The sequence below is a fragment of the Chitinophaga terrae (ex Kim and Jung 2007) genome, from assembly GCF_900107795.1.
Classification (GTDB): domain Bacteria; phylum Bacteroidota; class Bacteroidia; order Chitinophagales; family Chitinophagaceae; genus Chitinophaga; species Chitinophaga terrae.
Genome location: NZ_FNRL01000027.1, coordinates 59,061 through 85,989 on the forward strand (window position 1 = coordinate 59,061; position 26,929 = coordinate 85,989).

At 46.3% G+C, this 26,929-nt stretch carries 25 protein-coding genes; 9 read left to right on the top strand and 16 right to left on the bottom strand.

All coding sequences use genetic code 11. From position 1 onward, the window contains the following. Positions 1–258: 258 nt before the first annotated feature. From BLV62_RS22650 to BLV62_RS22680, 7 genes are all read right to left on the bottom strand, one after another. Positions 259–2,220 (bottom strand): family 43 glycosylhydrolase, encoded by a 1,962-nt coding sequence (locus BLV62_RS22650; RefSeq protein WP_225889682.1) that lies wholly within the window; start codon positions 2,218–2,220, stop codon positions 259–261. 185 nt (positions 2,221–2,405) lie between these two features. Then, on the bottom strand, positions 2,406–3,530 hold the full coding sequence (locus BLV62_RS22655) for a RagB/SusD family nutrient uptake outer membrane protein (protein ID WP_089764567.1): 1,125 nt from the start codon (positions 3,528–3,530) through the stop codon (positions 2,406–2,408). After that, the gene (locus BLV62_RS22660) at positions 3,518–4,600 is read right to left on the bottom strand and encodes a ligand-binding sensor domain-containing protein (RefSeq protein ID WP_089764569.1); all 1,083 of its coding nucleotides are present in this window, start codon (positions 4,598–4,600) and stop codon (positions 3,518–3,520) included. Before BLV62_RS22660 ends, BLV62_RS22655 begins: the two co-directional genes overlap by 13 nt. Positions 4,601–4,669: 69 nt before the next feature. Beyond that, positions 4,670–5,233, bottom strand: coding sequence for a hypothetical protein (locus tag BLV62_RS22665; protein WP_089764571.1), 564 nt, complete (start codon positions 5,231–5,233; stop codon positions 4,670–4,672). 49 nt (positions 5,234–5,282) lie between these two features. After that, complete coding sequence (locus BLV62_RS22670; RefSeq protein WP_168927954.1) at positions 5,283–6,014, bottom strand: protein phosphatase 2C domain-containing protein; 732 nt, start codon at positions 6,012–6,014, stop codon at positions 5,283–5,285. Between the two features lie 27 nt (positions 6,015–6,041). Beyond that, complete coding sequence (locus tag BLV62_RS22675) at positions 6,042–6,749, bottom strand: carboxypeptidase-like regulatory domain-containing protein (RefSeq protein ID WP_089764575.1); 708 nt, start codon at positions 6,747–6,749, stop codon at positions 6,042–6,044. A gap of 114 nt (positions 6,750–6,863) precedes the next feature. After that, complete coding sequence (locus BLV62_RS22680) at positions 6,864–7,886, bottom strand: sialidase family protein (RefSeq protein ID WP_089764576.1); 1,023 nt, start codon at positions 7,884–7,886, stop codon at positions 6,864–6,866. A 257-nt stretch (positions 7,887–8,143) separates the two neighbouring features. Here BLV62_RS22680 and BLV62_RS22685 point away from each other — a divergent pair, with 257 nt between their 5' ends. Beyond that, positions 8,144–8,896, top strand: coding sequence for a nuclear transport factor 2 family protein (locus tag BLV62_RS22685; protein ID WP_089764578.1), 753 nt, complete (start codon positions 8,144–8,146; stop codon positions 8,894–8,896). A 9-nt stretch (positions 8,897–8,905) separates the two neighbouring features. Here BLV62_RS22685 and BLV62_RS22690 read toward each other — a convergent pair whose 3' ends face one another. Both BLV62_RS22690 and BLV62_RS22695 read right to left on the bottom strand, forming a co-directional pair. Further along, positions 8,906–9,748, bottom strand: a complete 843-nt coding sequence (locus tag BLV62_RS22690; RefSeq protein WP_089764580.1) for an SUMF1/EgtB/PvdO family nonheme iron enzyme — start codon at positions 9,746–9,748, stop codon at positions 8,906–8,908. After that, positions 9,749–10,474, bottom strand: a complete 726-nt coding sequence (locus BLV62_RS22695) for a hypothetical protein (RefSeq protein ID WP_139170359.1) — start codon at positions 10,472–10,474, stop codon at positions 9,749–9,751. Between the two features lie 360 nt (positions 10,475–10,834). On the opposite strand from BLV62_RS22695, the gene abc-f reads away from it, so the two are divergent. Then, on the top strand, positions 10,835–12,424 hold the full coding sequence (abc-f, locus tag BLV62_RS22700; protein ID WP_089764583.1) for a ribosomal protection-like ABC-F family protein: 1,590 nt from the start codon (positions 10,835–10,837) through the stop codon (positions 12,422–12,424). Here abc-f and BLV62_RS22705 read toward each other — a convergent pair. The 4 genes from BLV62_RS22705 to BLV62_RS22720 form a co-directional block, all read right to left on the bottom strand. Continuing rightward, positions 12,416–13,303: a DUF72 domain-containing protein gene (locus tag BLV62_RS22705; protein WP_089764585.1), complete on the bottom strand. Its 888-nt coding sequence runs from the start codon at positions 13,301–13,303 to the stop codon at positions 12,416–12,418. The two genes, abc-f and BLV62_RS22705, sit on opposite strands and share 9 nt — an antisense overlap. A 78-nt stretch (positions 13,304–13,381) precedes the next feature. Continuing rightward, positions 13,382–13,759, bottom strand: a complete 378-nt coding sequence (locus BLV62_RS22710) for a DoxX family membrane protein (protein WP_089764586.1) — start codon at positions 13,757–13,759, stop codon at positions 13,382–13,384. A gap of 27 nt (positions 13,760–13,786) precedes the next feature. Further along, positions 13,787–14,287, bottom strand: a complete 501-nt coding sequence (locus BLV62_RS22715; RefSeq protein ID WP_089764588.1) for an SRPBCC family protein — start codon at positions 14,285–14,287, stop codon at positions 13,787–13,789. After that, the gene (locus BLV62_RS22720; protein WP_089764590.1) at positions 14,277–14,603 is read right to left on the bottom strand and encodes an ArsR/SmtB family transcription factor; all 327 of its coding nucleotides are present in this window, start codon (positions 14,601–14,603) and stop codon (positions 14,277–14,279) included. The genes BLV62_RS22715 and BLV62_RS22720 overlap by 11 nt, the downstream gene beginning before the upstream one ends. Positions 14,604–14,901: 298 nt before the next feature. On the opposite strand from BLV62_RS22720, the gene BLV62_RS22725 reads away from it, so the two are divergent. Beyond that, on the top strand, positions 14,902–15,279 hold the full coding sequence (locus BLV62_RS22725) for a hypothetical protein (protein WP_089764592.1): 378 nt from the start codon (positions 14,902–14,904) through the stop codon (positions 15,277–15,279). A 769-nt stretch (positions 15,280–16,048) separates the two neighbouring features. Beyond that, a complete protein-coding gene (locus BLV62_RS22735) occupies positions 16,049–16,819 on the top strand; it encodes a hypothetical protein (RefSeq protein ID WP_089764595.1) in 771 nt (256 codons plus the stop codon). Positions 16,820–16,883: 64 nt separating this feature from the next. Here the strand turns inward: BLV62_RS22735 and BLV62_RS22740 are convergent, their stop codons facing one another. Together BLV62_RS22740 and BLV62_RS22745 are read right to left on the bottom strand one after the other, a co-directional pair. Next, positions 16,884–17,279, bottom strand: coding sequence for a barstar family protein (locus tag BLV62_RS22740; RefSeq protein WP_089764618.1), 396 nt, complete (start codon positions 17,277–17,279; stop codon positions 16,884–16,886). Positions 17,280–17,370: 91 nt separating this feature from the next. Continuing rightward, complete coding sequence (locus BLV62_RS22745; protein WP_089764596.1) at positions 17,371–18,021, bottom strand: DUF1349 domain-containing protein; 651 nt, start codon at positions 18,019–18,021, stop codon at positions 17,371–17,373. Between the two features lie 125 nt (positions 18,022–18,146). Between BLV62_RS22745 and BLV62_RS22750 the strand changes: the two genes are divergently transcribed. The 5 genes from BLV62_RS22750 (at position 18,147) to BLV62_RS22770 (ending at position 25,288) form a co-directional block, all read left to right on the top strand. Continuing rightward, positions 18,147–18,908, top strand: a complete 762-nt coding sequence (locus tag BLV62_RS22750) for a response regulator transcription factor (protein WP_089764598.1) — start codon at positions 18,147–18,149, stop codon at positions 18,906–18,908. A 111-nt stretch (positions 18,909–19,019) separates the two neighbouring features. Then, positions 19,020–19,433 (top strand): hypothetical protein, encoded by a 414-nt coding sequence (locus BLV62_RS22755; RefSeq protein WP_089764600.1) that lies wholly within the window; start codon positions 19,020–19,022, stop codon positions 19,431–19,433. A 154-nt stretch (positions 19,434–19,587) separates the two neighbouring features. Continuing rightward, on the top strand, positions 19,588–20,670 hold the full coding sequence (locus tag BLV62_RS22760) for an efflux RND transporter periplasmic adaptor subunit (protein ID WP_089764602.1): 1,083 nt from the start codon (positions 19,588–19,590) through the stop codon (positions 20,668–20,670). A 27-nt stretch (positions 20,671–20,697) separates the two neighbouring features. Further along, the gene (locus tag BLV62_RS22765) at positions 20,698–23,862 is read left to right on the top strand and encodes an efflux RND transporter permease subunit (RefSeq protein WP_089764604.1); all 3,165 of its coding nucleotides are present in this window, start codon (positions 20,698–20,700) and stop codon (positions 23,860–23,862) included. After that, a complete protein-coding gene (locus BLV62_RS22770) occupies positions 23,855–25,288 on the top strand; it encodes a TolC family protein (RefSeq protein WP_089764605.1) in 1,434 nt (477 codons plus the stop codon). The genes BLV62_RS22765 and BLV62_RS22770 overlap by 8 nt, the downstream gene beginning before the upstream one ends. A 101-nt stretch (positions 25,289–25,389) precedes the next feature. Here BLV62_RS22770 and BLV62_RS22775 read toward each other — a convergent pair whose 3' ends face one another. Continuing rightward, positions 25,390–26,928 carry a T9SS type A sorting domain-containing protein gene (locus BLV62_RS22775; RefSeq protein ID WP_089764607.1) on the bottom strand — a complete coding sequence of 513 codons (1,539 nt, stop codon included), beginning with the start codon at positions 26,926–26,928 and terminating at the stop codon, positions 25,390–25,392. Position 26,929 lies beyond the last annotated feature (1 nt).

Below are 26,929 nucleotides of genomic sequence, written 5' to 3' on the forward strand. Positions count from 1 at the left end.
ACGTAAAAAGTTGCAGATCGATCAGCAGACACCGAAACAAAAAACAACAGCCGAATCTACAATAGCCCTATATATATAAATGGTACGAATCTCCAAAAGGATAGCAATAATGTCTAAATACGGTTCAACTGGGATTTAAATACAGCGAAATTCTCCGCTGGATTAAAGATTTTCAATGTTATCACATCAATTAAGTGTCATTTAAACAATTAATAATCAACATCTATTTTTTCCAACGGATAGCGTTGTCCCTCTTCATTATTTTTCTTTTCCTGAAAGACGTATATCCCGGATATGAATATCGCCCGGGGCGCCTCGGGGAAACCTCACAAAAAGATCATGCTGCCCCGATACGGAACGGGAAAGCATATTTTTAAAAGATCCCTTTCCCTTAACAGGCACTTCAGCGATCTTTACTCCTTTCTCCAGGTCATCTATCCACAATTCCAGCTTTCCTCCTTTACCTGCCCTGCCGGTTATTTCTACTGCTTTGGCCTCGCCGCCGGCGCCGAAATCAACTCCCGATATCATTATCCATCCGCCATGCACAGAAGAACTGGCAACTTCCTCTCCTTTTACTTTGCTTATACCATAATAATTACTTGCGCCGATTGCAGGTAGCGGCGAGAAACCGTCTTTACCGGTAAAAGAATGAAAATCAACCGGGCCTTTCTCTGCGAACAAACCGATACTTGTACCAACCCAGCTGTTAAAATCCGGTTGCGCTTTGTCGATAGGCTTTGCACTGATAAATGGACCTATGTCCTGCCAGTTTTTACCATCTGCACTATAAAATCCTTTTAAATTGTGTTCAAACCTTTCCAGTTTAAGCCAGACATCTTTCCCTGCGCGATAAGGCATTTCTCTCAGCGCTGTATCCAATTGGAACACAATACGTGGATTGTTACCGGAAGCATAATAAAGCCGGGCAACTACACTTTGCTTCCCGTTAGTCAGGTAAATACCACCCAGGGCTCCGCTATCATCATTTACCTGTAGGCGTGTAACTGCTGCATAATAATGATCTGTCTCTTTCTGGAGGAGATGCGTTCGCCCGCTGTCTGGCAACAAACGGAGCCACCCTTTGCGTTGGGTGAGCGAATACTTTGCCGCTGCAGGTTTTGACAGGAAATGCCACCAGGCGCCCAGGCTGTCGGACCCGAAACGGTCGGAACGTACGCTGCGCCAGGGAGTATTGTCGTTTTCCAGCGCCGGTTTTACTACCGGCCCGCTTGACGGGGCTACGCCCCAGGGACGGTCTCCTTCCCAGATCACCTGGTAAAGCGATGTTTGTCTTCCCATTCCCGACCAGTCGTCGTTCCCCTTTTTTTCATAGCTCTGCCCTATTGTCCACCAGGTGCCATCTTCCAGCTGCACCGGGGCTGAAATATGATTAGGGCGCGGGAAAGCGTTGGCGGTATCGGTAATGGGTTTAAAGAAATCGCCCAGGCGTTCCCATTTGGAGGAATCTGCCGTCAACGCGGTTGTCCTCAAAACATACTGCCCTCCGGACACGTCGCCTGCCGGGAAGTAATAGTAATACCCGTTACGTTTACACATTACCGGGCCTTCCGCCCAGCTGTATTGCAAACGGGCATTGATCCAGTCGAGGTTGATCACCGAATCGGTAAGCTGGCCATCGGGGCCTAATGCCTGCAAACGGTTAACTTTCTGCCCGTTTTTGATCACCATATAAGGTTTGCCATCATCCACGAAAATTGAGTTGTCGTACCCCAGCGGGCCTGTTACCGGGTTTTCTTTTACCCTCACCGGCGCCGACCAGGGTCCTTCCGGCGAAGAAGCTTTGGAGAACCATTGCCCGCCGGCTGAAAAATAGATCCAGTAAGAGCCATAGAAATAAGTAATGGCGCCCTGCCATACCCCGCCACCAGGACGGTCGGATACCATACCGGCGCTGGATGGCGGTAATACGCGGCCAATCACTTTCCAGTGTACAAGGTCTTTGGAATGATAGACAGGGAGGTATGGATTGAAGTGGAAAGAAGAACCACAGTGATAGAAATCATTACCTACTTTCAGCAAAGTAGGATCAGGATGATCACCGGGTAAAACTGGATTGACATAAGTGCGAACCGAAGAGTAAAAAGCCGTTGACTCCTTTGTACCGGGAGGCCGGGCAGGGCCGCTTTGTTGAGCATAGCCATCCTGCATTGCCGTAAGCAAACAGGCAAAAACAAAAGCTGCTGATCTTCTAACCATGTGACAATATTGTTTATTGAAAAAGCAAGGTAATCCTGCCTTTTTCAACTATCTGCCACAAATGTCGAAATGATGAGTAATAATGTTTATCAACCGGAAAGAAAATTGTTCTGACTTATTTTTAAAAAGGAAAGGGCGCTGCAGATAACTCCGCAACACCCCTTCATTTTGCAAGTACGTGATATTTAGTTCCAGCTATTCGCTACATCCCCGCTCACGTTCGGGTTTGTGTCTTTCTCCTGTTGCGGGATCGGCAACAGTACATTCTTATCCTGGAATGTTTCTGCATTGTATTGCGCTTTCAGTTCCTTATTCAACTCCTGCTTCAACAGGCCCCAACGCAGCAGGTCGAAGTACCTCGACTGCTCTCCGCCTAATTCCAGGCGCCGTTCTCTCATCAGGATCTGCATGGCATTGTCTTTATTACCAAGGGTTGTGAATTCGAAAGCGCCGGAACGACGACGTACGTCATTGATGAATGGTTTCGCCGCATCGGGATTCCCTGCCTGGATGTAGGTTTCGGCGATCATCAACAAAACATCTGCATACCTGATCACCAGGGAGTTGATCCCGCTGGCAGGGCCGCCATAGCTTTTCACATCCTCATAATACTGGTATTTGCGCCAGCGATAACCACCTTCACTGGAAGTAAATGGAAACGGAATAGTACCTCCGGGGCAACGATTACAGTAGTCAGTTTTTCCACCGCTGGCAGCATCGCCATAGAAAGTGGATTTCGCGCGGGGATCAAGATAATCTTTGTTCGTTTCGTCTTTATACTTGAATGAAGCTACCAGGGCATCGGATACATAAACATTTCTCCAGTCGTTGAAGCCATATTCCTGCGCCCTGTCGCTATGCGTAGCTTTGTTTCCCCAGGTTTCCTGGCCGCCGAACACGTAGTACTGGTTCCCGATACCCCAGTCCGTCCATTTTGCATGCATTACCTGGAATATGATTTCAGGGTTGGACTGATTGGATTCGGTGAACAGGTCGTCATATTTTGGACTTAATATATAGGTGTAAGGAGCCTGCGTCAGCGGCAGCAAAGTAGTATTAGCCTGCTGGTATTTTTTCTGGTAGAGATACGCCCTGCCCAGCAACGCAATAGCGGCGCCTTTGGTAGCCCTTCCCAGGTTAGCTGCCGGCTGGTCTTTAGGTAACGGAAGATCGGCAATGGCAGCGGTCAGGTCATCTTCTACCGCTTTCCATAATTCTTCTGTGCTGTTGCGCTTCGGGTACAGGTTATTAACTGCTTCAGTGTAGCTGTTGCGCAGCGGCACTCTTCCCCAGAGCGTTACCAGTTGCATATTTGCTGGTATAGCGGGAAATGAGGACTGCTTTCATGGAAATAGTTCACTCCTTTTTTAAATGTTCCTAACCAGATGATACCTGCATCATCTTTAAATATTGCGTTAATACTATTCTGCCCCAGGCTTTTTTCTTCTCTTTCGTTGTGAAGAACATAGGATACCTCTCCGTTCTGTTTATCAACCAGGTTGATGCCTCCATGATCTGTGGCGATCCAGATACGTTTATTATTATCGGCTGCAATGCCGTTAATGATATCATTGTTGAGGCGCAGCTGCCCTGCGTTCTTTTGCAACAGCTGCATTTTACCGGAAGCAGGTTGATAATAAAAGGCGCCTTTTACCTGCCCTGCCCTGTAAAGCCAGATATCATTATCCGGATCAACGAATATTTTATAATCTACCGATGATTCTCCTGTTACCGTTGCAACACCGGTATTCCGGCGCAGCGCTTTTCTGCCGTTCCTGTCCCACTGTTCCAGCACTCCTTCAGCATACACCATCCAGATATTGCCCTGGTGATCGGTTGCCATCCCGGTAACATTATCTGAATAAAGCGTTCCTCTGTTTTTACTATAATGCGTGCTTTTACGGGTAGCGGGATTGTACCTGTAAACGCCTTTACCTGTTACTACAAACCAGTAGCAGCCGGCAGAATCGGGAACGATGGCGGTAAATTCTTCGTTGGGCAGTTCCATGGCAGCCAGGCGGTTCTGCAGGTGAACAGTGAACCGTTCGGTGCCGGGGTCGTATATATTCCAGCCGTTGGGAGTTTGCACCCACAGGAGATGATGGGGACCTTGCACTACCTGGTTGATGTAATCGTCGCTTAGCGTGGTTGTGTCGCCGGGTTTATGCCTGAATACTCTGAAGCTGTAGCCGTCGAACCGGTTAAGCCCTGCCATGGTGCCAAACCACATGAACCCTGCATTATCTTTTGTAATGCAGTTTATCTGGTTGCTCGACAAGCCCATCTTGCTATCCACCGTTTCAAACTGCCGGGGATAGCTTTGAGCTGTCAGCACCTGGCTAACAGCCATCAGCACTATTAATACGGGTAATCTAAACATGGAACTGCTGGAATTTAAAGGCAATTGGCAGAAGTCAAATATAACGCTATGCTGGCTTTCCGGCGCTAATTATCTTATTTTATTTTGAATAGCTGTGATGATGTTTAGGCATTCTTCCAGGCGCTGATAGTGTACGCTGGCATCGATAGCCAGGTCTTTTTTTGTTACCGGCACTCCGGCGAGAAATGCTTCCAGGTTGGAAAGATATCGTACCGGTTCCCCGTATAATACATTGTACATTTCGTCGTTCAGTTTATCTCCTTCCGCTTGCAGCGCAGGGCTCACCAGGTCGTTGACGCCCCTCAGCTGCTGCATTACCTGGCTCATTTTCCCTTTCAATACTTCCAGGTTATCCGGGTTCTTGTTACCTGGTGCGATGTTATGTCTCATCAGGCTGTCGGAATACGTTTTCCTTGTTTTCATGTATGCCGCCAGGTCAGTTTTTAGCTGTGCCAGCTGCTCGTTCATGGCTGCTTTTTTCTCGGCCGACAAGCCTTTATCAACGTCTGCTTTCAGGCTTTTCATGTAGGTAAGCATGCGGAAGGTAATTTCATTCACCGACGGTTCAGCCTTTTGAGCGATGCCGATATTTGCCAGGAATACGCCTGTAAACAGGAGGATAAGAAAACGCATAATGAAAGTTTGTTTTCTAATATAAGGAATTTGGGAGAAAACGGGCAAGTCAGGAGAGGATGACGCGGATCACCGCCAGGTCGTCTGTTGGCTTTAATGCATGCTCGTCGCGGATTTGCAGCATTTTCCGGTGAAGCATATTTTCTGATTCCCGGTATGTAGTGTCTACCAACAAATAATCCAATACATCAATGGAAGCCACGGCCGGTTGATTAATGAATCGACTGAAGGTGAAAATTCCGTCTGTTGCCAGGCTGAAATCCTGCACATTCTGATGTGAGAAAAACTGTGTCTGAGCCGTCCACCAGTCTTCAAACGGTTCATTTAAATGATATCCCAGGTAATCCGGCTTATTGTCCTGCTCCCAGATGGTCATTTCCCCATCAACACACATCATCCCGTCTCCTATTGCTATGCCTTCCAGGTGCAGCGATTGAGTGTCTAAAATACCGAGCAGCAAGGTATTGAGACATTCGTCCCTGTTCAGCAACAGGTAGTTATTAATAAACTTTAATTCCTGGCAAAGGCGATGCATTATGTCTTTTAAAGAGACCCGGGAATTTGAATTTCTGTTGATAAAAGACCTGTAGAAGAAATCCTTGCCGATCTTTCTCAATAGTTTGCCTGTGATAGTAGCCGGAAGATAGCTGTCGGTTCCCATGGTGCAGCCGTCCATGACCGCAAATAACCATTGCTGATCGGTTAATTGAGCGGTAACAAAGAAATCTTCGCAATGATTGATGTGATGTTCCCCGATTTGAAGGTGAGAATATATTTTCATGAAGAAACTGCAAGATACCATATTCTATTACAATCCCTTGCTAAACTGCTTATAATTTTGCGTGATATACAGCCACACATCATAAGTAGAAGCATCTTTTATAAACTCATAAGTTGGCTCATATTTTATCATGAACTGGTTCAGGCTATCCCCCTGCAATCCTGTCAATTTAGTTACCAGTTCCGGGGTAAAAACCCGCTGTACGCTATTTTCCTTTTCCTTCGCGATCAGTATCTTTTTAAATTTCTCTTTTCTCTTGTTCTTTTTAAAAGATACCGCCTTATATAGCTGGTTGATATTTACAGTAAAGCCAAGTCCCATCATCGGAACAACTTCATTCCAGCGCGGGCGCCTGAATGCAAATTCCCTGGCATATTCTTCCCTGAATTTTAAAGAATCCTTGTGGTAATTATACTTGATAATATTGATGGTATTTAGCTCGATAGGTGATCTCTTCAACCAGATAGTGATATCTGTTCTTTCTTTTTTTACGATGTAAAGAAGAGGTGTATAACCTAACGCCTTAAATAATACTGTATCGCCTTTTTGGGCCGAAAGGGAAAAAGTGCCATCATCGTTGCTGACAACGCTCTGCCCGTTTTCCTTGTTCAATATGGTGATGTTATTCAGGGGAATACTGTCTTCAGACCTGACAGTTCCTGTCAGTTTACTCTGTGCATTGACGGACAGTGATGTAACAGCCAGCAGTATAAAAATGATTATCCTCAAAAGCATAGAAAGGTTTCGGCCGGTACGAAGCTACAGAAAATGTGCGGATTTACAGGTGCAGAACATGAACTAGAAAAGCAGTCACGTTCCGGGGTCGCCGACCCCGGAACGTGAGATCAGTTAGTTTTCCTGCAAGATCACATGCTTTATATTCTTACGGTTATAGGTATACGTAATATGGATCTTGTTATCGGAAGTTTGAATAACGGCGGGGTAACTGAATTCATTCCTGTTGTTACCATTCTCGAGGGTAATCACCTTCGTCCAGTTCTTCCCGTCCCTGGACATCGCCACTGCCAGTTCGCCGCGGCCATTCGACCATTGTTTGCCTGAAACGGTTGGATTGTATACCAACAGCTGCCACCCGCTTTTCAGGGTAACGCCATCAATACCGGAGTTTGGATTATCTAAAGAAATAGGCTCCAGTTTACTCCAGGTAACTCCCTGGTCTGCCGACCAGGAGGACAGGATCTTATCCCTGTCGCTTCTGCAAAGCGCCTGCAATTTGCCCGGATATACGAGGATGGTGGGTTGAATGACCCTTACAGGATTCGCTGTATCAATAGGAAACAGTTTCCAGGTTCTTCCCTGGTCCTGCGAGATCTCTACATGGGCCTTCCAGATCTTGTTGGTGAACTCCACGCTGGATGGAGAGATAATCGTTTTCCCTACGCTTACCGGTTTGTTTTTAATTGGCCCTAAAACACCTTCAGGCAATGCCACCGCATCAGACCAGGTTTTCCCGTTATCGTTGGAAGTTTTTTGCAATCCCCACCATTCTCGGGGATTGGGTCCTACTTTATAATAAAGTACCAGGTTCTTTTTATCGGTCCTATAGAAAACCGGGTTCCAGCAAGGATATTGGGTTCCGCTAACCTGTTTGCCGTTGGCTACTTCCACAGGCGCATTCCAGCCAGTAGCGGATTGACTGACCGTCCAGATACCAACATCTTTATTCCCTTCTTCTGTGCCACCGAAGAAAGCAACCAATACCTGCTTGCCGGGAGTTTCGATAAGGGTAGATGCATGACATTCAGGAAAGGGAGGATTGTTAAGGATCAGCTCTTCTTTTAACTTGGAAACTTTTTGTGCGTTGGCGCTCGCAACAGCTAACAGCAATAAGGAACAGGATAAATTTTTCATAACGTTCACATTAAAAATGACGAGATCATAAGCCGCACAAGCTACTGTATATTTTAAAGCGGCGCAATACCAGCCGGGTTTTTAGGGCTTATCTTGTACTTCATTTCTTTACCCGCCTAACTTATAGCAAAATATTATTCCGCCGCTTTATCTACCTGTTTCCTTTCAACCTCTTATTCCCCCGGCTATCAACTAATATAGTACCAGGCAATAAATAGTACTTTATAATCCATAATTTGCATTCAAATCCAACCACCATGACAAAATATCTCGTTGCATTGTCTATTCTCTTTACCGGCGCTTTCAGTGCCAGCGCCCAAACAACCGATGAAGAACTCAACGCCACGATCCGGCGGGCCGACAGTCTTTTCTGGCAAGCCTATAATACCTGCAATATCCAGGGGATGGAGCAATTCATGACCGAAGACCTGGAGTTTTACCACGACAAAGGAGGATATACCGTCGGACGGGCGGCATTTTCCGCCAATACCAAGAAGAATCTTTGCAGCAATCCCAACTTCAGGCTCAGAAGGGAAGTATTACCGGAGAGCGTTAAAGTGTTCCCGTTGCATAAAGACGGTATTATTTACGGCGCTATCATGAGCGGCGTACATGTCTTCTATATCATTGAGAATAATAAACCTGGCTACCTGGATGGAGAAGCCAGCTTTACGCATCTCTGGTTAAAGAAAGACGGCGCCTGGAAAATGAGCAGGGTATTAAGTTATGATCATCATCCTGCCAACCAGAAAAAGCAAGTTGCATCATTGACCGCAGCGCAGCTAAAGCAGCATGAAGGAAAGTATAGTGGTCCCCAGACCAAGAGTATGAACATTACAGCGGCAAACGACCACCTGGTTATGGAAATTAACGGGAAGAAATTTGACCTGTATCCCTCTTCCCCTTCCCTGTTTTTTATGAAAGAAAGAAACCTGAGCCTGGAATTTGATAATACTGGCGCAACAGTGAAAGAAAACGGCGAGGCGGTTGAAACCCTGCGTAAACAATAATGGAAGGCGTTATCGCTCCTGGCCGGGCGATGGCGCCTTCACTACCCTGAAACCCTGGTTGCTGAAAGAAGCGTGGCGGTTCTGCGTACCGATATCTACTGAATTAAAATAGTTACAGGAATTCTTACTGCACCACCAGGAACCGCCCCTGGCATGAACCAGCTTGCTGTCTTTTTTATCGGTAGCCGTTTTGCCCTCACAGAACTCGAACACATTCCCGTACATATCGTATAGGCCGTACCCGTTAGGTTTAAAACTGGCGACAGGGGAAGTATACATATATCCATCTGTACTGTCAGCGGTTGTGTGGTCTCTTCCGTACCAGATGTTGGCGTATTTACGAATTCCTTCGCGGTTGTTTCCCCAAAAGTAGCGGGTGTTCGCTCCCGCGCGGGAGGCTACTTCCCATTCATCCAGCGTAGGGAGGCGACAGCCGGCCCAGGTGCAGTAAGCCTCGGCGTCGGAGAAACTGATAGTGGTAACCGGGTGATCCATTTTACTGCTGATACCTCCCCGGCTTATTCCGTTCGGGTAACGCCAACAGGCAGTCGAATCTTCTAACCATCTGAATTCTGCCAGTCCCGGTTCAAAAACCAGTGCATTATGCTTTCTTTCAGCATCCGTTATATAACCGGTAGCTGCAACAAATGCAGCGAATTGGGAGTTGGTTACTTCCGTAACGGCAATCTCGAAGGCTGGCAGATTGATTTTCCTTTCTGGATTGATCAGCGATCTTTTTGCTCCAACCTGGTACCTGCCGGCAGGAATGGTCGCAAACTTTAAGGACTGTGCCTTGGCAGTTTGTATTGACGCCACCAATACCAGGAAAAATATCAGTCGGAACTGCTTCATCTAACGTTTATAATTCTTATAAAAATCGTTTACCCGTTGCAGTATCAACTGTTCATTCGCGCTGTTGTAAACGATATGTGTGCCGTAGTTAGCGTCGTCTCCATATAGTTTCTTAAAAGAACTGGACGCCAGGAATGGCTGGTATTTATTCGCTTTCATCAGCAGCAGGAAAACTGTAAGAATATCGTGATCTTTTTTATCGCGGAGGTAAACTTCTTCCAGGAAAGGGATTATTTCTACGGCATTCATGCTAACGATGGCTTCTTTATAGTTTACCCCTACCCGTTTGCTGCGGGTCACAGATTCTTTGATCAGGGCAATTACTGAATCCCTGTTGTTATCGAAGAACTGGGTTTGTTTGTCGCTCCAGCTGTATTCATCAAACGCGCCGGGAAGCTGGGCAAAGATCTTTTTATGTTCATCTTCCACGGGCGGCATGGGATCGCAGTTTTGAGAGTATATCTCTCCATGGATCATATTGTATGTAAATTTTTCCCGCAGGCTAAGCGAGTTGTAGAGGTTATCAGGCAGTTTTTCGATCTCCTCGTCATTGGGAGTCAGCTTAGCGATCATTGCCTTTACCTTCGCCAGACCATAAGGAGGAACAGAAACCTTGGTGCGGTACACATTATAATCCAGGCTTTCTTTGCTGGGTTTGGGATATTCGTCCTGGGCGTTTACAAACAGGGAAGCCATCATCAAGAGGCCAGCCATAAGCATTCTCATATCAAGAAGTTTAGGCATCAAAATTACTGATATAATTTCAATCCTGTTTCTCAACTACCAGCTTCTTCAATCGCTCTTTTATTCAGTATTATTTTTCTCACTTTTTATCACAACAGAAAGAACAGCATATCTTGTTTATCTAAGCTCCCTCCCATGAAGACAGCCATGACAACCGTCCAGGCCAACCGGTTAATGAAAAGCATGCGCAGTATCCTGTACAATTTTTTTATTTAGAAAACTTTTTTACCTTTGCGTATCGTTCATCAAACTATCTACATCAATGTGAGATTTAATTTCTTTCAGGAAAAATAAATAGCCAGCACTGGCCAATATTCTTCATCTCTCTTAAAGAAAGAAATTATGCTCACGCTTCAAGGCGTTTCTTATACGCATCCTAATAAGGATACTCTTTTTACTGATATCCATCTTTCCGTTCCAACTGGTGAAAAAGTAGCTATTGTCGGCAACAATGGCGCCGGTAAATCAACCCTGCTCAAGATCATTGCCGGCATACTTGTTCCTGCCTCCGGCACCATCAAAGCCGATGGCCAGGTTTATTATGTACCGCAGCATTACGGCCAATACAGCGGTCTGACTGTTGCGGAGGCTTTGCATATAGATAAAAAGCTAAAGGCTTTAACCGCCATCCTGGCGGGCGATACAGCAGAGGAAAACTTCCAATGGCTGGACGATGACTGGACAATCGAAGAACGTTGCCAGGAAGCGCTCGCCTATTGGGAGATGGAAGGACTGGACCTGAATCAACCGATGGATACCCTCAGCGGAGGACAGAAAACGCGGGTATTTCTCACTGGTATCCAGATCCATCAACCTTCCGTAGTATTGCTGGATGAACCGAGCAATCACCTCGACGTGCAAAGCAGGAAACGATTGTACGACTATATTGCCAATGCCAGGGAAACATTGGTTGTAGTAAGCCATGACGTTACTTTATTAAACCTGCTCGATACAACCCATGAACTCAGCAAGAAAGGGATCAGCTCCTATGGCGGCAATTACGACTTCTATGCTGCACAGAAAGCAATTGAACAGGAAGCGTTAAGCCAGGATATACGAAACAAAGAAAAGGCATTACGAAAAGCGAAAGAAACGGAAAGAGAAACCATGGAACGCCAGCAAAAGCTGGATGCAAGAGGCAGAAAGAAGCAGGAGAAAGCCGGTTTACCCACTATCTCCCTTAAAACTTTCCAGAACAGTGCAGAAAAAAGTACGGCAAAGATCAAAGGCGCGCATGCAGAGAAGATAGATAATATCTCGGAGGAATTGCAGTCGCTAAGAAAAGACCTGCCAGACGCCGATAAGATGAAAGTCTTGTTCGACAACTCTACCCTGCACCAGGGCAAAATACTGGCAACGGCAAAAGACGCCAATTTCCGGTATGGGGATAAAGCTGTCTGGAAAACAGCGCTCAGCTTCCAGATACTAAGCGGAGAACGCATTGCCATCAAAGGCCCTAACGGCAGCGGCAAAACGACGTTGATCAAACTCCTGCTGGGCAACCTCCAACCCAGCGCAGGATCACTAACCAGGGCCGACTTCAACTCTATTTACATAGACCAGGATTACTCGCTTATCGATAACGATCTAACAGTTTACCAGCAACTGGAACAGTTCAATCATGGCGCCTTGCAGGAACATGAGATCAAAATGCGGCTCAGTCGCTTCCTCTTCGATAAAGACGACTGGGATAAACCTAACAGGTACCTGAGCGGCGGAGAAAAAATGAGATTGATGTTATGCAGCCTCACAGTCAGCAATCAACCGCTGGATGTGATCATACTGGACGAGCCTACCAACAACCTGGACATCCAGAACATCAATATTCTTGTACATGCATTGAAAGATTACAAAGGAACATTATTGGTGATCTCGCACGATGAATATTTCCTGCAGCAGATAGGCGTTACCAGGACTATTGACTTAGAATAATGTAAGCTGCGTTTCCAGCTGCGGAGTGGCAATTGAGAGTCCGAATTGCGATTGAACGGTTTTGTAGAAATCGGCTTCATACTTCCCGTCGTGTACATGCAGGAAGAAATAAACTTCTTCGACACCCTGCACTTTCAATTCTTTGATTCGCTGATCCCATTCCCTGAGCCGTACTTCATCCAGCGGGTGCCCGCCTTTGGTTACAAAACGGAGAAAGAGTTTCGGTAGGGTAAGCGTCATGTGCAAGCAGTCGCGACGCCCCGGCGTATCGGTGATCACCGCGCCGACGCCCAGTTGATGAAGCGTATTGAATAGTTCTTCCCTCTCCTGCTGGTTATTGAACCAGTCGGGATGCCGGAGTTCTACAAAGAAGGAGATATCGCGGGGCAGGCTTTCCAGGTAGGTATACAGGTTGCGTTTACGAACGGGCGAAAAGAATTCGCTTAGCTGGAGAAATACGGGACCGAGTTGATCTTCGAAGGCCCGGATACTTTCTATAAAAGCAGCGGTTTCTGTACCTGCATTCAGGAGAGTGCTCTGATGGCTGATGGCCTGGGGTACTTTAGGGCAAAATTTAAAATCGCGGTTCTTCACCTTCGCCGTCCATTTACGGATCGCATCGGGACTGTAGATCTTATAATGAGTTGCGTTCAGCTCTACGCAGTTGAACAGTTTTCCGTATTCGGCAAGCAGCGCATCATCCTTCACACCAGGAGGATATAATGTACCGGCATATTCTTTCCTGCTCCAGCCGGAAGTACCGATCCGGAGCGGAGTATCAGCAGGTTTACCATTCAGCACACGGGCATTGAACTGATCCCAGGCGGGAATTGAAAGATCCGTTTTCTCGTATAACTGCCAGTTTGCACCAAAATCCATCGTCCGTTTTTTCCTGCAATATAAATAAATAAAAAAGCAGGCTACGTTGTAGCCTGCTGGAAAGTAGTTCAAATAACATCAGCTGATCATCGGAAGGTACTTGTTGCGATTTTCTATCAGTACCCAGATTTCGATAGCCCAGAGCGGGAGTACGATCGCCAGGCCGGAAGGCGCCGCTGTTATGTTGATTAACAGGATGCCTACCAACACGGGGAACAGGATCAACGCTCCCAGCGCCCTGGTTTTGCGGAAAATAAATAAAATGCCTCCTAATAATTCTGCAATTCCTACCAATGGAATGAACCATGAAATACTGCCCAATGCAGTGGTCAGTTTAATCAATGGCTCCGGCATATCTTTAGGCGCCGGCATGTAATTCAGGAATTTGTTCAGGCCTGCATTAATAAACATTAAGCCGAACAGGAGGCTTAGTACAAATAGAATGTTCTTTTTCATAGTGTGTGTTGGTCAAAAAATATGGCTTTATTTTGATGAAGCAAGGAGTTCGTCCAATCCGTCCATCGCCATTGTAATACCTTCTTTGAAGCCCATTTTGATGATGTCCTCCAGTTGCGAAAGGTCGTCGAATGAAATCTGGTATTCTACAAGCGTATTTGATCCTATCTTTGAAAAACTTACCTCCCATTTCGATTGGGGAAGGACCTCATTTATGTTTCCATCGGCATCACAAAATGCGTCCTCTGCGGAATAGCGTTGATGTGGTTGAATATTTTTATAGTTCGCCAAAGACCAGTGTTCTTCGCCATTGGGACCTACCATGGCGTATAGCCATTGTCCTCCATCCCTGAAATCCATTTTTTTGGTCCTGGCTTTCCAGGGTTTTGGCGCCCACCATTGATCTAAGATATCACTTTTTGTGTAAGCGTCCCAAACTGTTGGAACATCGGCAGCAAATTCCCGTTTAATGACAATTCTTTTGTTCTCTTTATCAACAGAAAAGTCAAATTGCAAGTTACTTCTCATTTTTTTGGTTTTTTATAGTTAACAGTAATTGATCCAGTTGATTGAATTTCTTCTCCCACAGTCTTTTAAACTCCTCCAGCCATTTTTCTATTTCCTGCATTTTCGTACCGTTTAATTCGTAATAAATTTCTCTTCCCTGTTGTTGAGGCTGTACCAGTTCGCACTCCGACAGGATCTGGAGGTGCTTGGATACTGCCTGCCGGCTCATGTCAAAATGGGCGGCAATAGCATTAGGCGTCATTGCCTGCACCGCGATAAGCAGGATAATAGCCCGCCTGGTGGGATCTGCTATTGCCTGGAATACGTCTCTTCTCATTTTTTAAATATTTACGCAACCATTCAGTTGCAAATATACGCAACTATTCGGTTGCGCAAAATTTATTTTTAAAAACGCTGCAATTTTAACTGTCCAAAGCTGCGGATTGCCTGTAAGTCTTACCCAATCTGTGTAGTGGTCAACCCATTTTTCAACACGTTGACTTGTTGCAGGACGATTCATACAGACACATCATAAACGATTAATTATAAATAAGTTACACCTGAACCCGGCAACAACAAAACAGATAGTGGTATGTTAATTGCCTTTTTGAAAGGCATAACCAAAACGTATCTTTATGAAAATGTTTATGAGCTTCATGGGAGCGCTTCTCCTGAGTACATTGTTGTTTACCTCCTGTAGCAAAGACAAGGACCCTGCTGACACAGATATTTTTGCAGGTACATTTAAAGGAAAAATTGGCTACACTGATTCCGATCAAAATATTAGTAAGGATAACGGAAGTGTTTTCGTAACTAAGGTAGGCACCCGTTATGACTTCAGGTTCTCTGATGGGATCCCTGATCTGACAGGCGTGGAATTCGAGAAAAAAGACGACAACACCATGGTTAGCATCGGCTCTTCCGGCACCGGATTGATCACTATCAACAAAGACAGGTTGGTGATCGGTTTTACCAGGGATAATAAAGCCTGGTCGGCGGATTGTACAAGGTAAACCTACAGCTTAATTCATTTGACAGATGCCGGGGGATCGCTTCCCCCGGCATCTTTTTTTGGCTGCAACCCGGGCGATAATTTAATAGACATTTAATAAAGCTAAATATCATTTTAAATCTCTATGAATAAATAATTTACAAAACCAATTAAGAATAATAAGTATAAATACGCTTCATTATTGCCCAACACTGCGTACATCTACTCTTGACTATCAATGAGCCGCCTGCTAGTTTTGTACCCGGAATATAGCTTTCCGCGCTTCCTGCAGTGGTGTACAGCAAAAAATAACGATTGTCATTCAGCGAAATCATTTGTATATACACTGTGTCTACCTACAACTGTTTTTACAACAGGAAGCATACTGTTAAAAATTAATACAACGTATTCGAAGCTTTCGAGAGTCAATAAACCAGGAAAGCGAATGTAGAAGAAAGTTTTCCGAAAGGGAATCGCCCAACCAGGCATTTCAATGCCAGGTTATATATTAACCGCACACCTGCTGTTATAGCCTTTTTGAAACTACAGCACACCACCTGTTCTTTTATCCGGAAAGGCTCTCCTAACCAATACAATGTGGTGAAAATAAGCATAAAACCAGGTTACTGATAAGCGGAGCATACCAAAATAAAAATGGGTGAAAGCATTTTTAGATTTATTTTCTGATTTACATTGCAGGTAGGAAACCAGCTTTATAATTTTTATAAGGCGCTGGTTTTGAGTAGATTTTTTATATATTCGTCACTATTACAAGACTATAATCGTCCTATATGAAAGGATATTCATTTGTACTGCTTTTATTCCTGTCAGTTGGTGCATTTGCACAGAATTCAATCAATAACTACAAGTATGTACTGTTGCCAGAAAGATTCAGCTTCTCTAAGGAAGTGAATGAATACGGATTGAATACAGTTGCTAAAAGTTTGCTGGAAGAAAAGGGATTCACTGTCTACTTCAACAATACAGAAATTCCGAAAGAGCTTGCCGGCAATAAATGCAATGCGCTGCTGGCGGATGTGGAACAACGTAAAGCTATCTTCACTACTAACCTGACCCTGATACTGAAAGATTGCCAGGGAAATGTACTGTTTAAAGGAAAAGAAGGAAAGAGCAGGGAGAAAGATTTTTATGCCTCCTATAACGGGGCGCTGAGAGAAGCTTTTAAATCATTGGATGATGCCCATTATGCTTACAATGGCACTACCAACAATGCTCCTGCTGCAACCCCGGCTCCTGCGCAGCCCCAGGCTTCCGCTCCTGTTGCGGCTCCGCCATCTCCTGTTCCGGCATCGCAACCGGCAACAGCAGAAAGCAAAGAAGCCGCAGGCACCCTGTATGCGCAAGCAACCGCCAACGGTTACCAACTGATCGATACTTCGCCTAAGATCGTGCTGACACTTTCCAAAACCTCCACACCCGACCTGTTCATCGCAGAAAACAGCACAGCGCATGGAGTTGTAAGCAAAAAGAATGGCGACTGGTATTTCGAATATTATAAAGATGGCAAACTGGTTGCAGAGAAACTTCTGATCAAGTTTTAATTTTCAGCCTTACATAAAAAAAGGGAGAATGACCCGGGTCATTCTCCCTTTTTTATAAAACCGTTCAGGGCTCGGTAACCAATTCCACGTTGGGGTGTTCCCTGATTATTTCCATCAATATATCAAAATACGTTTCTCCTTTCCCCACTTCCAGCGCTGCCAGCTTTTTCCTGAAATGATCTTTGTTGAACGGAGACTCCGGCCGCAGCTTTTCTTCATAATACTTCCGGGTTGTTTCAACTCCCAGCGCCGCTTTGCTTTTTTCTGTATGCTTCCAGACCAGCTTCACTTTATCACATCCCTGCAAAGCCCCGAATCCGCCATAGAGCAGATCGTTGAACGCATCCAGGCTGTTGCCCAGCTTCCAGTCTTCCCCTTGCATGAATACGCGATTGATCTCTGCATAAAAAGAAGGAATATCGTGGATGTTATCACCGTCGATAATAAAATGTTTTTCCATCATCAACAATGTAAGACTTTTCGCCTGAAAACAGGAAAACCTGTGAGAAATCACAGGTTCACATATTCATTATCAATCTCTATTGTTCGCTCTATTCAGCGTTTTGCTTTAACCAGTTCAGCCTGCGCTGATCAGGCAAATGAGTTACTTTAAATCCTTCAAACTTAGCCTTGAAGCCTTTCCCGTCGGGCGATGCCGCCATCATCCCTACCATTACCGGGCGATTATCCTGCAAGGGAGCATTCCTGGTCATTATATAGTTCTTATCGTCCAGCGAGTAGTAGATCTCTACCGCATCCAATCTTCTCACCGCTTTTATCCAAATGAAAGGAGGCGCTTTTTCCAGTGGCAGTACGCTCCAATCGCTGGTTTTATGCGTAACTACGGTGCTCACATTGAACTTTCCGTCTACAAACTCAACGCCTGTCTTTATGTAGTTTTCATGATCAATCCTGATCATTAATCCCATTTGATCAAACCTCGCCTTGTATTCGCCTGTGAGTTTAACTTTCACTTCAAATTCTCCACCGTAGTTAGCATAATAGAATGGCGCATCATCAACCGTGAAACCATAGTGGGAAATGCGCCAGTAATCAGTTTGCGGAGTAACGGTCATAGACAGTTCATTTCCATTTATATCCCATTCAGCCGGTTCGTTAAACCATTGCATCTTTTTCAGCGTCTGGGCTGAAACTGTATGCATCGCCGATAACATCAATACGCTTAATAAAATCTTCTTCATACCATATTCTTGTTTGCCTGCTAACCATTCTTAAAAAGAAATTAACCATCGAATTAATTAGCTTTGCAAAGGTAAATCCTTACCAATGAACACACAATGGTTAAAAATAACCATATTTAACGGGTATGAATATCTTAAATACGCTCAACGATAAACTGCTGCAACAATCATTCGACGATCTTGACCTGTCGGCCCGTCTCCCCTACTGCCAGTTCATTGCCCAGGCTTATGCCAGGGTCGAAAATTCAATCAGCGTACTGAGCGATCTGAAAGCAAATAAAAGCTATATCTATAACGGGGGAACAGCAGCTGCACTGGGACTGGAACATAACGCCAATGCAGAAGAAATTGCATCCATCTGGGAAGAAGATATATTCAGGAAGATAAGACCTGGTGATCTCCTGGAAAAATACGCCCTGGAACTCCGCTTCTTTCATTTGTTAAAAGGGCTTCCGGTAACAGAACGTTCCGATTACCAGGTTGTCAGTTACCTGCACATGCACGACAAGGACAATAAGCTCGTCAGGGTACTGCACCGGATGTTCTATATACAAAGTACAGACGACGGGAATATCTGGCTGGCATTATGTCTCTATAACCTCGCGTACGACGCGGGGAATTCAGACGCCTATTACGGCGTTATCGTCAATACCCGTACAGGTAAAGTGATTTTGCCGAACGAAGATGAATTCAATAATATTTTATCAGAGAGAGAAAAAGATGTTTTGCGATTAATTAAGAATGGGAAGAGAAGTAAAGATATCGCATCTATCCTTTCTATCAGCATCAACACAGTTAACCGCCACCGGCAGAATATCCTGGAGAAGCTGCATGTAAGAAATGCCATGGAAGCCTGCAGGATAGCTGAATCGGTAAAGCTGATATGACCATAAAAAAATAAAAAGGAATGACGAGCGGATAAAATTTAATTTACTTCTAACCTATATTTGCGTTCGGAAATTGGATTTTTTCCTGACAATATATATTTTTATGGCTCGATGAAAAGGTGGTTAAACAGATTACTAATATACCTGGGTTTATTTATCGTAGGTTTTTATAGCAAGGCTACCGCACATGCCAGCAAAGGAGTTCGTTTCCCCGCCAGGCAAACGGTGACCACGGTTGGCCACATACCTATGGCAAGGGAAAAGCATACGGATCTGAATTTTTCCCGCCCTAAAAAAGTAAAAGAAAACTTTAAGATCATCTACGCAACAGATACTGAAGACGAAGATGAAACAGTAGTTGCCTTCAAAAAAAATCTTGTTACTCCCCAGTTAGTTGCCTCACTTTATTACTACCTGTTGGCCTCCCTGCCAGACCAGGCTACCTTCAAACCTTTAGTTCCCGTTACACCGCATTTCGATTACCCTGCCGGACTTTATTTGCGCCTGCGAGTGATCAGGATCTGATATTTCTATAATCAACTGTAAACCTGTCGCTGTTTCGGAATAGCCGATCCAGGATACTGTTTTGTATACGTCCGGCTACCCGGAATGCAGGATGTTATTGCCGCCAGGTTACACCTTCCACTGCCAATCACTTATTGCTACATACAGATTTACTATGAAAAGGATTTTCATGCTATCAGGCTTGTGCGCCCTGCTATGCCATTTCGGCTGCAAGCCTAAAACCGAAGAAAAGGAAAAAGAAGGCCAGTACTTTGTTACCAGCCCGGTGTACATGGACACCGCCGTAACACGGGAATATGTTTCACAGATCCGCTCTGTAAGGAACATCGAGATCCGGGCGCAGGAACGCGGATACCTGGAAACGAGCTATGTAGACGAAGGACAGGTCGTAAAAAAAGGACAACTCCTGTTCAAGATCATGCCCAAGATCTATGAATCAGAACTGCAGAAAGCAACAGCAGAAGCCAAAGCTGCGGAAATAGAATTAAAGAACACCCAGGCGCTGGCAGATAAACATATTGTGTCGCCCAACGAACTGGCGCTGGCCAACACCCGCCTGCAAAAAGCGAAAGCCGAACAGGCCCTCGCCAGCGTACACCTGGCATTTACGGAGATCCGCGCGCCATTCGACGGCATTGTTGACCGCCTCCCGCGCAAAATAGGAAGCCTTATAGAAGAAGGCGACCTGCTCACAACGCTCAGCGACAACAGCCAGATGTACGCCTATTTCAATGTGGCCGAACCTGAATACCTGGACTATGCAGGCAGCGCTGCCAAAAACAATAAAGCAACCGTTCAGCTGATCCAGGCCAACAACCAGGTATTTAAATACCCGGGCGTAGTGGAAACCATAGAAAGTGAATTCAACAACGAAACGGGAAACATCGCCTTCAGGGCTACTTTTCCCAATCCAGACAGGATACTGAGACATGGAGAGACCGGCAAAGTGCAGATGAAAGTACAGCTGAAAAACGCAATGGTGATCCCACAGAAAGCGACCTACGAAATCCAGGACAAAAGGTATGTATACATCGTTGGAAAGGATAATACGCTGAAGTCGAAAGAGATCAGCATCGCCGCCGAAATGCCCGACCTTTTCGTAGTAGGCAGCGGTATAGGAGCGGGCGACAAGATACTGCTGGAAGGAGTACAGAAAGTAAAAGATGAGCAGAAGATATCTTATCAATACCAGGCTCCGGAAAAAGTGATCGCACAACTAAGATTAAAGGCCGAATAATAAGCCGCACCCAAAAATCAATTAACTATGTTCAGTAATATTATCAAAAGGCCGGTGTTATCAATAATGATCTCGCTCATTATTGTTTTCCTTGGGATCTTAGGAATTACCACCTTACCGGTAACCCAGTTTCCCGCCATCTCGCCCCCTACTGTAAAAGTAACGGCAGAATACCCGGGAGCCAACGGCGAACTGCTGGTAAAAACTGTGATCATCCCGCTGGAAAGAGCTATCAACGGGGTGCCGGGAATGAAATACATGACCTCCGACGCTACGAATACCGGGGAAGCCAACATACAGATCGTATTCGACCTGGGTACCGATCCTAACCAGGCATCGCTGAATGTACAGAACCGTATTGCCAAAGTGATCAACAAACTACCGCCGCTGGTTATACGCGAAGGATTGCTGACAAGCCTGGAACAACCAGCCATGCTGATGTATGTAAACCTTTACAGTAAAGATCCCCATACCGATGAACGTTTCCTTTACAACTACGCGGACATCAATATCGTTCCCGAATTAAGCCGTCTGAAAGGTATAGGTAACGCCCGTATCCTGGGAACCAGGGAATACTCCATGCGTATCTGGCTGAAGCCTGACCGGATGCTGGCCTATAAAATATCGCCGGAAGAAGTGATGAAGGCGCTGAACGATCAAAGCCTGGAAGCAGCGCCCGGAAAAACAGGCGAAAGCTCAGGCAAACGTTCCCAGGCCTTTGAATACGTGATGAAATATTCGGGCCGGTACAGCACGAAAGAAGAATATGAAAATATTATCCTCCGCGCCAACCCGAACGGCGAAAGCCTTCACCTGAAAGATGTAGCCGATATTGAATTCGGCAGCCTGTTTTACGACATCTACTCCAACCTCAATGGCCGCCCTTCTGCAGCCATTGTATTGAAACAATACTATGGCAGTAACGCCAGCCAGGTGATCAAGGAAGTAAAAGACAAACTGGAAAAGCTGAAAGCCAATTTCCCCGCAGGTATGAACTACGAAATCAGTTACGACGTATCCAAGTTCCTGGATGCCTCCATTGAAAAAGTGTTCCATACCCTGGGCGAAGCTTTCATCCTCGTAGGTATAGTAGTGTTCATCTTCCTCGGCGACTGGCGCTCCACCCTCATCCCCGCCCTGGCGGTGCCGGTGTCGCTCATCGGTACTTTTGTGTTCATGCAGTTCTTCGGGCTCACGCTTAACCTGATCACCCTGTTCGCGCTCGTACTGGCTATCGGTATAGTGGTCGATAACGCGATAGTGATCATTGAAGGCGTGCATGCGAAGATGGCCGAAGAGCATCTCTCCGCCGTGCAGGCCACAAAGAAAGTAGTGCATGAATTAAGCGGAGCTATTATTGCCATCACGTTCGTAATGGCGGCGGTATTTATACCGGTTGCGTTCATGTCGGGCCCTGTGGGAATATTCTACCGGCAGTTTTCTGTGACTATGGCTACCGCCATCATCCTGTCGGGTGTTGTTGCCCTTACCCTCACTCCCGCCCTTTGCGCTATCATGTTGAAAAACACGCATGGCAAACCGAGGAAGAAGACACCGGTAAACCGCTTCCTGGATGCGTTCAACAACTGGTTCGACAGGCTAACGGGAAGGTATGCACGTTTACTGCGGCGGATCGTAAACAGGCGGGTAGTGACCTGGGGGCTGCTGCTTGCGTTTTGCGCAGGCACCTGGGTTTTGAGCACCACCGTTCCACCAGGCTTTATTCCGAACGAAGACCAGGGTATGATCTATGCCGTGATACAGGCGCCTCCGGGCTCTTCACTGGAACGAACCAACGAAATATCAGAACGGTTGCAGAAAATAGCGGAGAAAATAGACGGCATACAGTCGGTATCTGCATTGGCAGGTTACGAGGTATTGACAGAAGGTACAGGCTCCAACTCCGGTACCTGCCTGATTAACCTTAAAGACTGGAATGAACGGAAACATTCAGCAGAAGAGATCATAGAAGAACTGGAAGAAAAAGCCAAGGATATCCCGGGGGCAACCATCGAATTCTTCCAGCCGCCAGCAGTGCCGGGTTATGGCGCCGCAGGAGGTTTCGACCTTCGCCTGCTCGACAAAACAGGAACCAGCGATTACAAGAAGTTCGAGAAAGTGAATACTGATTTTGTTGCTGCGTTGCGCAAAAGGAAAGAGCTTACAGCCCTGTTCTCATTCTATAGCGCCAGCTACCCGCAGTATATGTTGAAGATCGACAATGAGATCGCTCAGCAAAAGGGAGTGACCATTGCCAACGCCATGCAAACCCTGGGTACGCTTGTGGGCAGCAACTATGAAACCAGTTTTATCAGGTTTGGCCGATTGTATAAGGTAATGGTGCAGGCAGCGCCGCAATACCGCGCCTTGCCTGAAGATATCATGAAACTTTATGTGAAAAACGACCATGATGAAATGGTGCCTATTTCCACTTTCATGAAAATGGAGAAGATGTATGGCCTGAATGAGATCACCAGGTATAACATGTTCACCTCTTCCGCCATCAAGGGGTCTCCGGCCCCTGGTTACAGCAGCGGCGACGCTATTAAAGCAATCCAGGAAGTGGCAGCGGCAACCCTGCCAAGGGGATACGATATTGACTGGGGCGGTATGACGAAAGATGAAGTAGGCCGGGGTAATGAAGCCATCTATATCTTCCTGATCTGTCTTGCGTTCGTTTACATGATCCTTGCTTCGCAATACGAAAGCTTCCTGTTGCCTTTAGCGGTTATTCTTTCCCTTCCGGCGGGTATATTCGGGGCATTCCTTTTCCTGAAATTACTGAACCTGGAAAACAACATCTATGCACAGGTAGGTATGGTTATGCTGATAGGATTGCTGGGTAAGAACGCCGTATTGATAGTTGAATTTGCGGCGCAGAAACACCAGCAGGGCGTATCTGTGTTCAGATCGGCGATTGAAGGCGCGAAGGTAAGGTTCCGTCCTATCCTCATGACATCACTTGCTTTTATTGCAGGTTTGATCCCGCTGGTTTTTGCGACGGGGCCGGGCGCTATAGGCAACCGTACTATTGGTACCGCAGCCGCAGGCGGCATGTTATTCGGAACCGTTTTCGGGGTAATAGTCGTACCTGGGCTTTATTACCTGTTCGCGAAGCTGGCAAGCAAAAGGAAACTGATCAAAGATGAAGTTGAAATTCCATTAACAGAAGAATTAGAACACAATGTGTAAGAGAAATAAAAAGATACTGGCGGCAGCGGGCGTCCTCCTGTTGGGCCTCGCAGCCTGCCGTATACCTGCCGCGATAGAGAAGCCGGTGCAGCACAACCTGCCGGCTTCCTATAACGGATCGCAGGACAGTACAAACATCGCAGCATTTTCATGGAGAACCTGGTTTAAAGACCCGATGCTGGTAACGCTTATCGATAGTGCGCTCAGCAACAACCAGGAACTGAATATAGTGCTGCAGGAGATTGAGATCAGCAGGAATGAGATCAGGGCCCGCAAAGGGGAATACCTGCCGTTCGTAGGATTGAAAGCCGGGGCGGGATTGGAGAAAGTAGGACGTTATACCAGCCAGGGCGCAGGAGATGCGACAACGGAAATTGAACCGGGAAAGGAAATGCCCGATCCACTGCCCGACTTCCTGGTTGGCGCTTACGCTACCTGGGAAGCCGATATCTGGCATAAACTGCATAATGCAAGTAAAGCGGCAGTAGCCAGGTACCTGTCTACCATTGAAGGAAAAAACTTCGTGGTAACTACCCTGATCGCGGAAATAGCCAACTCCTATTACGAACTGCTGGCATTGGACAAGCAGCTGGAGATCATCAACCAGAATATCGTTATTCAAAACAATGCGCTGGAAATCGTAAAAGTACAGAAAGATGCCACCAGGGTAACGGAGCTGGCAGTACGAAAATTTGAAGCGGAAGTATTGAAAACAAAAAGCCTGCAATATGATATACAGCAGCGGATCACGGAAACAGAGAACAGGATCAGTTTCCTGACAGGGCATTTCAACGGGCATATTCCCCGGAAGGCGGAAACCTTCGACCAGGAATTACCGGCCGTTATCCAGGCGGGCATACCTGCACAGTTGTTGAATAACCGGCCGGATATCAGGCAGGCTGAGCTGGCGTTAAAGGCTGCCAAGCTGGATGTAAAAGTGGCCAGGGCGCAATTCTATCCTTCTCTTGGCTTCTCCGCCGGGGTTGGATACAATGCCTTTAGCCCCGCTTACCTGTTCAGAACGCCGGCTTCTCTCCTGTATTCGATCGGCGGAGAATTGGCGGCGCCGCTGGTGAACAGGAATGCCATCAAGGCAGCTTACAATAGCGCTAATGCCAAACAGGTACAGGCAGTTTACAGCTATGAGCAAACCGTTTTGCATGCCTACATAGAAGTAGCCAACCAACTCGCCAATATCGGCAACCTGGATAAAAGCTATACATTAAAACATCAGCAAGTGGATAAGCTGGTACAGTCGATCGACATTTCGAACGACCTGTTTGCCGCAGCCAGGGCCGATTACATGGAAGTATTGCTTACACAGCGGGATGCGCTGGAATCTAAAATGGAACTGGTCGAAACCCGTAAACAGCAGTGGAATGCAATGATCAATATATACCAGGCGCTTGGCGGCGGCTGGAACTAGACCTGCAAACTGGGAGGGCTGCATCAAAAGTAACCGGGCTATAGGAAGATGAAATGAAAATTTCCATAGTCCAGGTTCCCCTTGATACAGCCCTCCTTTCATCAGTGTTGTACAAGCAATTTTTCTGTTCTCACATTTCGCCCATCGCTTACCTCCAGGAAGTATACCCCGTCGGGCAAATTAATTACCGGGATAGTGAATTGTTTACCCTGCTTCCTTACTGTATATCTTACCGCTCCTGCAAGATCAATGATCCTTATGAAATAGGTGTTGGCGGAAGAAGACAAGGCTTGCGAAGAAGCTGCTGCATATTTAGCATTGGCACCGGAAGTATGCGACGTTGCGTCATTCTCTGTTCCCAGCACAGTAACCGTTACTTCTGTAGTGGCGGGATTAGGTCCTACCTTCAGCGTACCGGTAGCTGAAACACGGATAGACTGAGGGTACTGCACTATTCCGCAGGCGTTGCCGGCACGCAGGGTGATCACGCAATAAGCAGGGTTGGAAAATGATCCGTTCACATACCTCGCTCCTATGTTTGCGGGGTTTTGAGTAAAAGTAGCTTCAGATGAATTACTCCAGGTATAATTCGTAACGCCCCGGGAATTGGGAATTGTAGGATTGGCAGCAATAAGATCTCCTGAATTAAACGGCCATCCATAGAAATAAGCGTTATACTGCGGTACTACAATGGTTGTAGAAGTACCCGGACCAGCCGACCATTGGGAAGTAGAAATCGAAGTGATAGTTTCCGGAGGCCCTACCCATACATTATATTGCGCCACGTCTGCATGGCTGCCATCAGTGAAATTCAACGTCGCTTTAATCCATCCCGCACCGCTTCCATTAGCCGTTACCGTTATAGGATAAGCGGTTGGATTAGCAGGCAGGCTAATGTTGGAACTGGCGCTCCATGTTACCGTAAAACTTTCAGGCTGACCGCAGGACAAGGTAAATGTCGCCCCGGTACTGCATACCAGTTTGGGCCCCGTTATAGAATAGTTAGAACCCTGTATGTTGTTCTGTGCACCGGCATCCGCCGCCTTCCTGTAAAAAGTGACCAGTCCGGCTACATAGTAAGGACAGTCGGTAAGCGGATGCACAACCAGCTGACCACCGTCCCACTTTGAAATGTACCAGCCCGCACATTGAGGATACTTCAGGATGCTGGAATTAGGATTGCTGGAGTTGGTGATCCGCACAGCAGAATGTGAAGGATAAGAAGGGCTCCCGTAAATCACCAGTTCTGCGTCTTTCTCGTTGGTTACCTGAACGTAATAGCCGCTGTTGTAGTAAATCATCGGCGGATCTGTAGCCGCACCTGTACCTGTGGTGACCCATACTGTTTTATCGTTGGCGAATGCGAAGGCATGGCAGTTGTAATGACCGTCTGTTGCGGCATCTACAAATGCCTGGGTGCCGGGATGAGAACTTAACCAGGCACCATACGTATCGCCAGGCGAGTTGCTGTAATAGCCGCAATAAGTATAAGTAGTGCCGTTGCGGGTGAAGGTAAATTGTTTGCCGCCGGAACATGCCTGTGCATAAAGCGATGAGTGGGCAAGCATTAAAGAACAGAGAAAAATAAGCGCACAGAGCGCCCTGTTTCCGCAGGGAAACCTGAGTAGAATTGTTGCCATC

Bases quoted from the DNA above. Each gene is read 5' to 3' on its own strand.
- BLV62_RS22650 (WP_225889682.1), bottom strand. From the start codon at position 2,220: ATGGTTAGAAGATCAGCAGCTTTTGTTTTTGCCTGTTTGCTTACGGCA.
- BLV62_RS22655 (WP_089764567.1), bottom strand. From the start codon at position 3,530: ATGCAACTGGTAACGCTCTGGGGAAGAGTGCCGCTGCGCAACAGCTAC.
- BLV62_RS22660 (WP_089764569.1), bottom strand. From the start codon at position 4,600: ATGTTTAGATTACCCGTATTAATAGTGCTGATGGCTGTTAGCCAGGTG.
- BLV62_RS22665 (WP_089764571.1), bottom strand. From the start codon at position 5,233: ATGCGTTTTCTTATCCTCCTGTTTACAGGCGTATTCCTGGCAAATATC.
- BLV62_RS22670 (WP_168927954.1), bottom strand. From the start codon at position 6,014: ATGAAAATATATTCTCACCTTCAAATCGGGGAACATCACATCAATCAT.
- BLV62_RS22675 (WP_089764575.1), bottom strand. From the start codon at position 6,749: ATGCTTTTGAGGATAATCATTTTTATACTGCTGGCTGTTACATCACTG.
- BLV62_RS22680 (WP_089764576.1), bottom strand. From the start codon at position 7,886: ATGAAAAATTTATCCTGTTCCTTATTGCTGTTAGCTGTTGCGAGCGCC.
- BLV62_RS22685 (WP_089764578.1), top strand. From the start codon at position 8,144: ATGACAAAATATCTCGTTGCATTGTCTATTCTCTTTACCGGCGCTTTC.
- BLV62_RS22690 (WP_089764580.1), bottom strand. From the start codon at position 9,748: ATGAAGCAGTTCCGACTGATATTTTTCCTGGTATTGGTGGCGTCAATA.
- BLV62_RS22695 (WP_139170359.1), bottom strand. From the start codon at position 10,474: ATGAGAATGCTTATGGCTGGCCTCTTGATGATGGCTTCCCTGTTTGTA.
- abc-f (WP_089764583.1), top strand. From the start codon at position 10,835: ATGCTCACGCTTCAAGGCGTTTCTTATACGCATCCTAATAAGGATACT.
- BLV62_RS22705 (WP_089764585.1), bottom strand. From the start codon at position 13,303: ATGGATTTTGGTGCAAACTGGCAGTTATACGAGAAAACGGATCTTTCA.
- BLV62_RS22710 (WP_089764586.1), bottom strand. From the start codon at position 13,759: ATGAAAAAGAACATTCTATTTGTACTAAGCCTCCTGTTCGGCTTAATG.
- BLV62_RS22715 (WP_089764588.1), bottom strand. From the start codon at position 14,287: ATGAGAAGTAACTTGCAATTTGACTTTTCTGTTGATAAAGAGAACAAA.
- BLV62_RS22720 (WP_089764590.1), bottom strand. From the start codon at position 14,603: ATGAGAAGAGACGTATTCCAGGCAATAGCAGATCCCACCAGGCGGGCT.
- BLV62_RS22725 (WP_089764592.1), top strand. From the start codon at position 14,902: ATGAAAATGTTTATGAGCTTCATGGGAGCGCTTCTCCTGAGTACATTG.
- BLV62_RS22735 (WP_089764595.1), top strand. From the start codon at position 16,049: ATGAAAGGATATTCATTTGTACTGCTTTTATTCCTGTCAGTTGGTGCA.
- BLV62_RS22740 (WP_089764618.1), bottom strand. From the start codon at position 17,279: ATGGAAAAACATTTTATTATCGACGGTGATAACATCCACGATATTCCT.
- BLV62_RS22745 (WP_089764596.1), bottom strand. From the start codon at position 18,021: ATGAAGAAGATTTTATTAAGCGTATTGATGTTATCGGCGATGCATACA.
- BLV62_RS22750 (WP_089764598.1), top strand. From the start codon at position 18,147: ATGAATATCTTAAATACGCTCAACGATAAACTGCTGCAACAATCATTC.
- BLV62_RS22755 (WP_089764600.1), top strand. From the start codon at position 19,020: ATGAAAAGGTGGTTAAACAGATTACTAATATACCTGGGTTTATTTATC.
- BLV62_RS22760 (WP_089764602.1), top strand. From the start codon at position 19,588: ATGAAAAGGATTTTCATGCTATCAGGCTTGTGCGCCCTGCTATGCCAT.
- BLV62_RS22765 (WP_089764604.1), top strand. From the start codon at position 20,698: ATGTTCAGTAATATTATCAAAAGGCCGGTGTTATCAATAATGATCTCG.
- BLV62_RS22770 (WP_089764605.1), top strand. From the start codon at position 23,855: ATGTGTAAGAGAAATAAAAAGATACTGGCGGCAGCGGGCGTCCTCCTG.
- BLV62_RS22775 (WP_089764607.1), bottom strand. From the start codon at position 26,928: ATGGCAACAATTCTACTCAGGTTTCCCTGCGGAAACAGGGCGCTCTGT.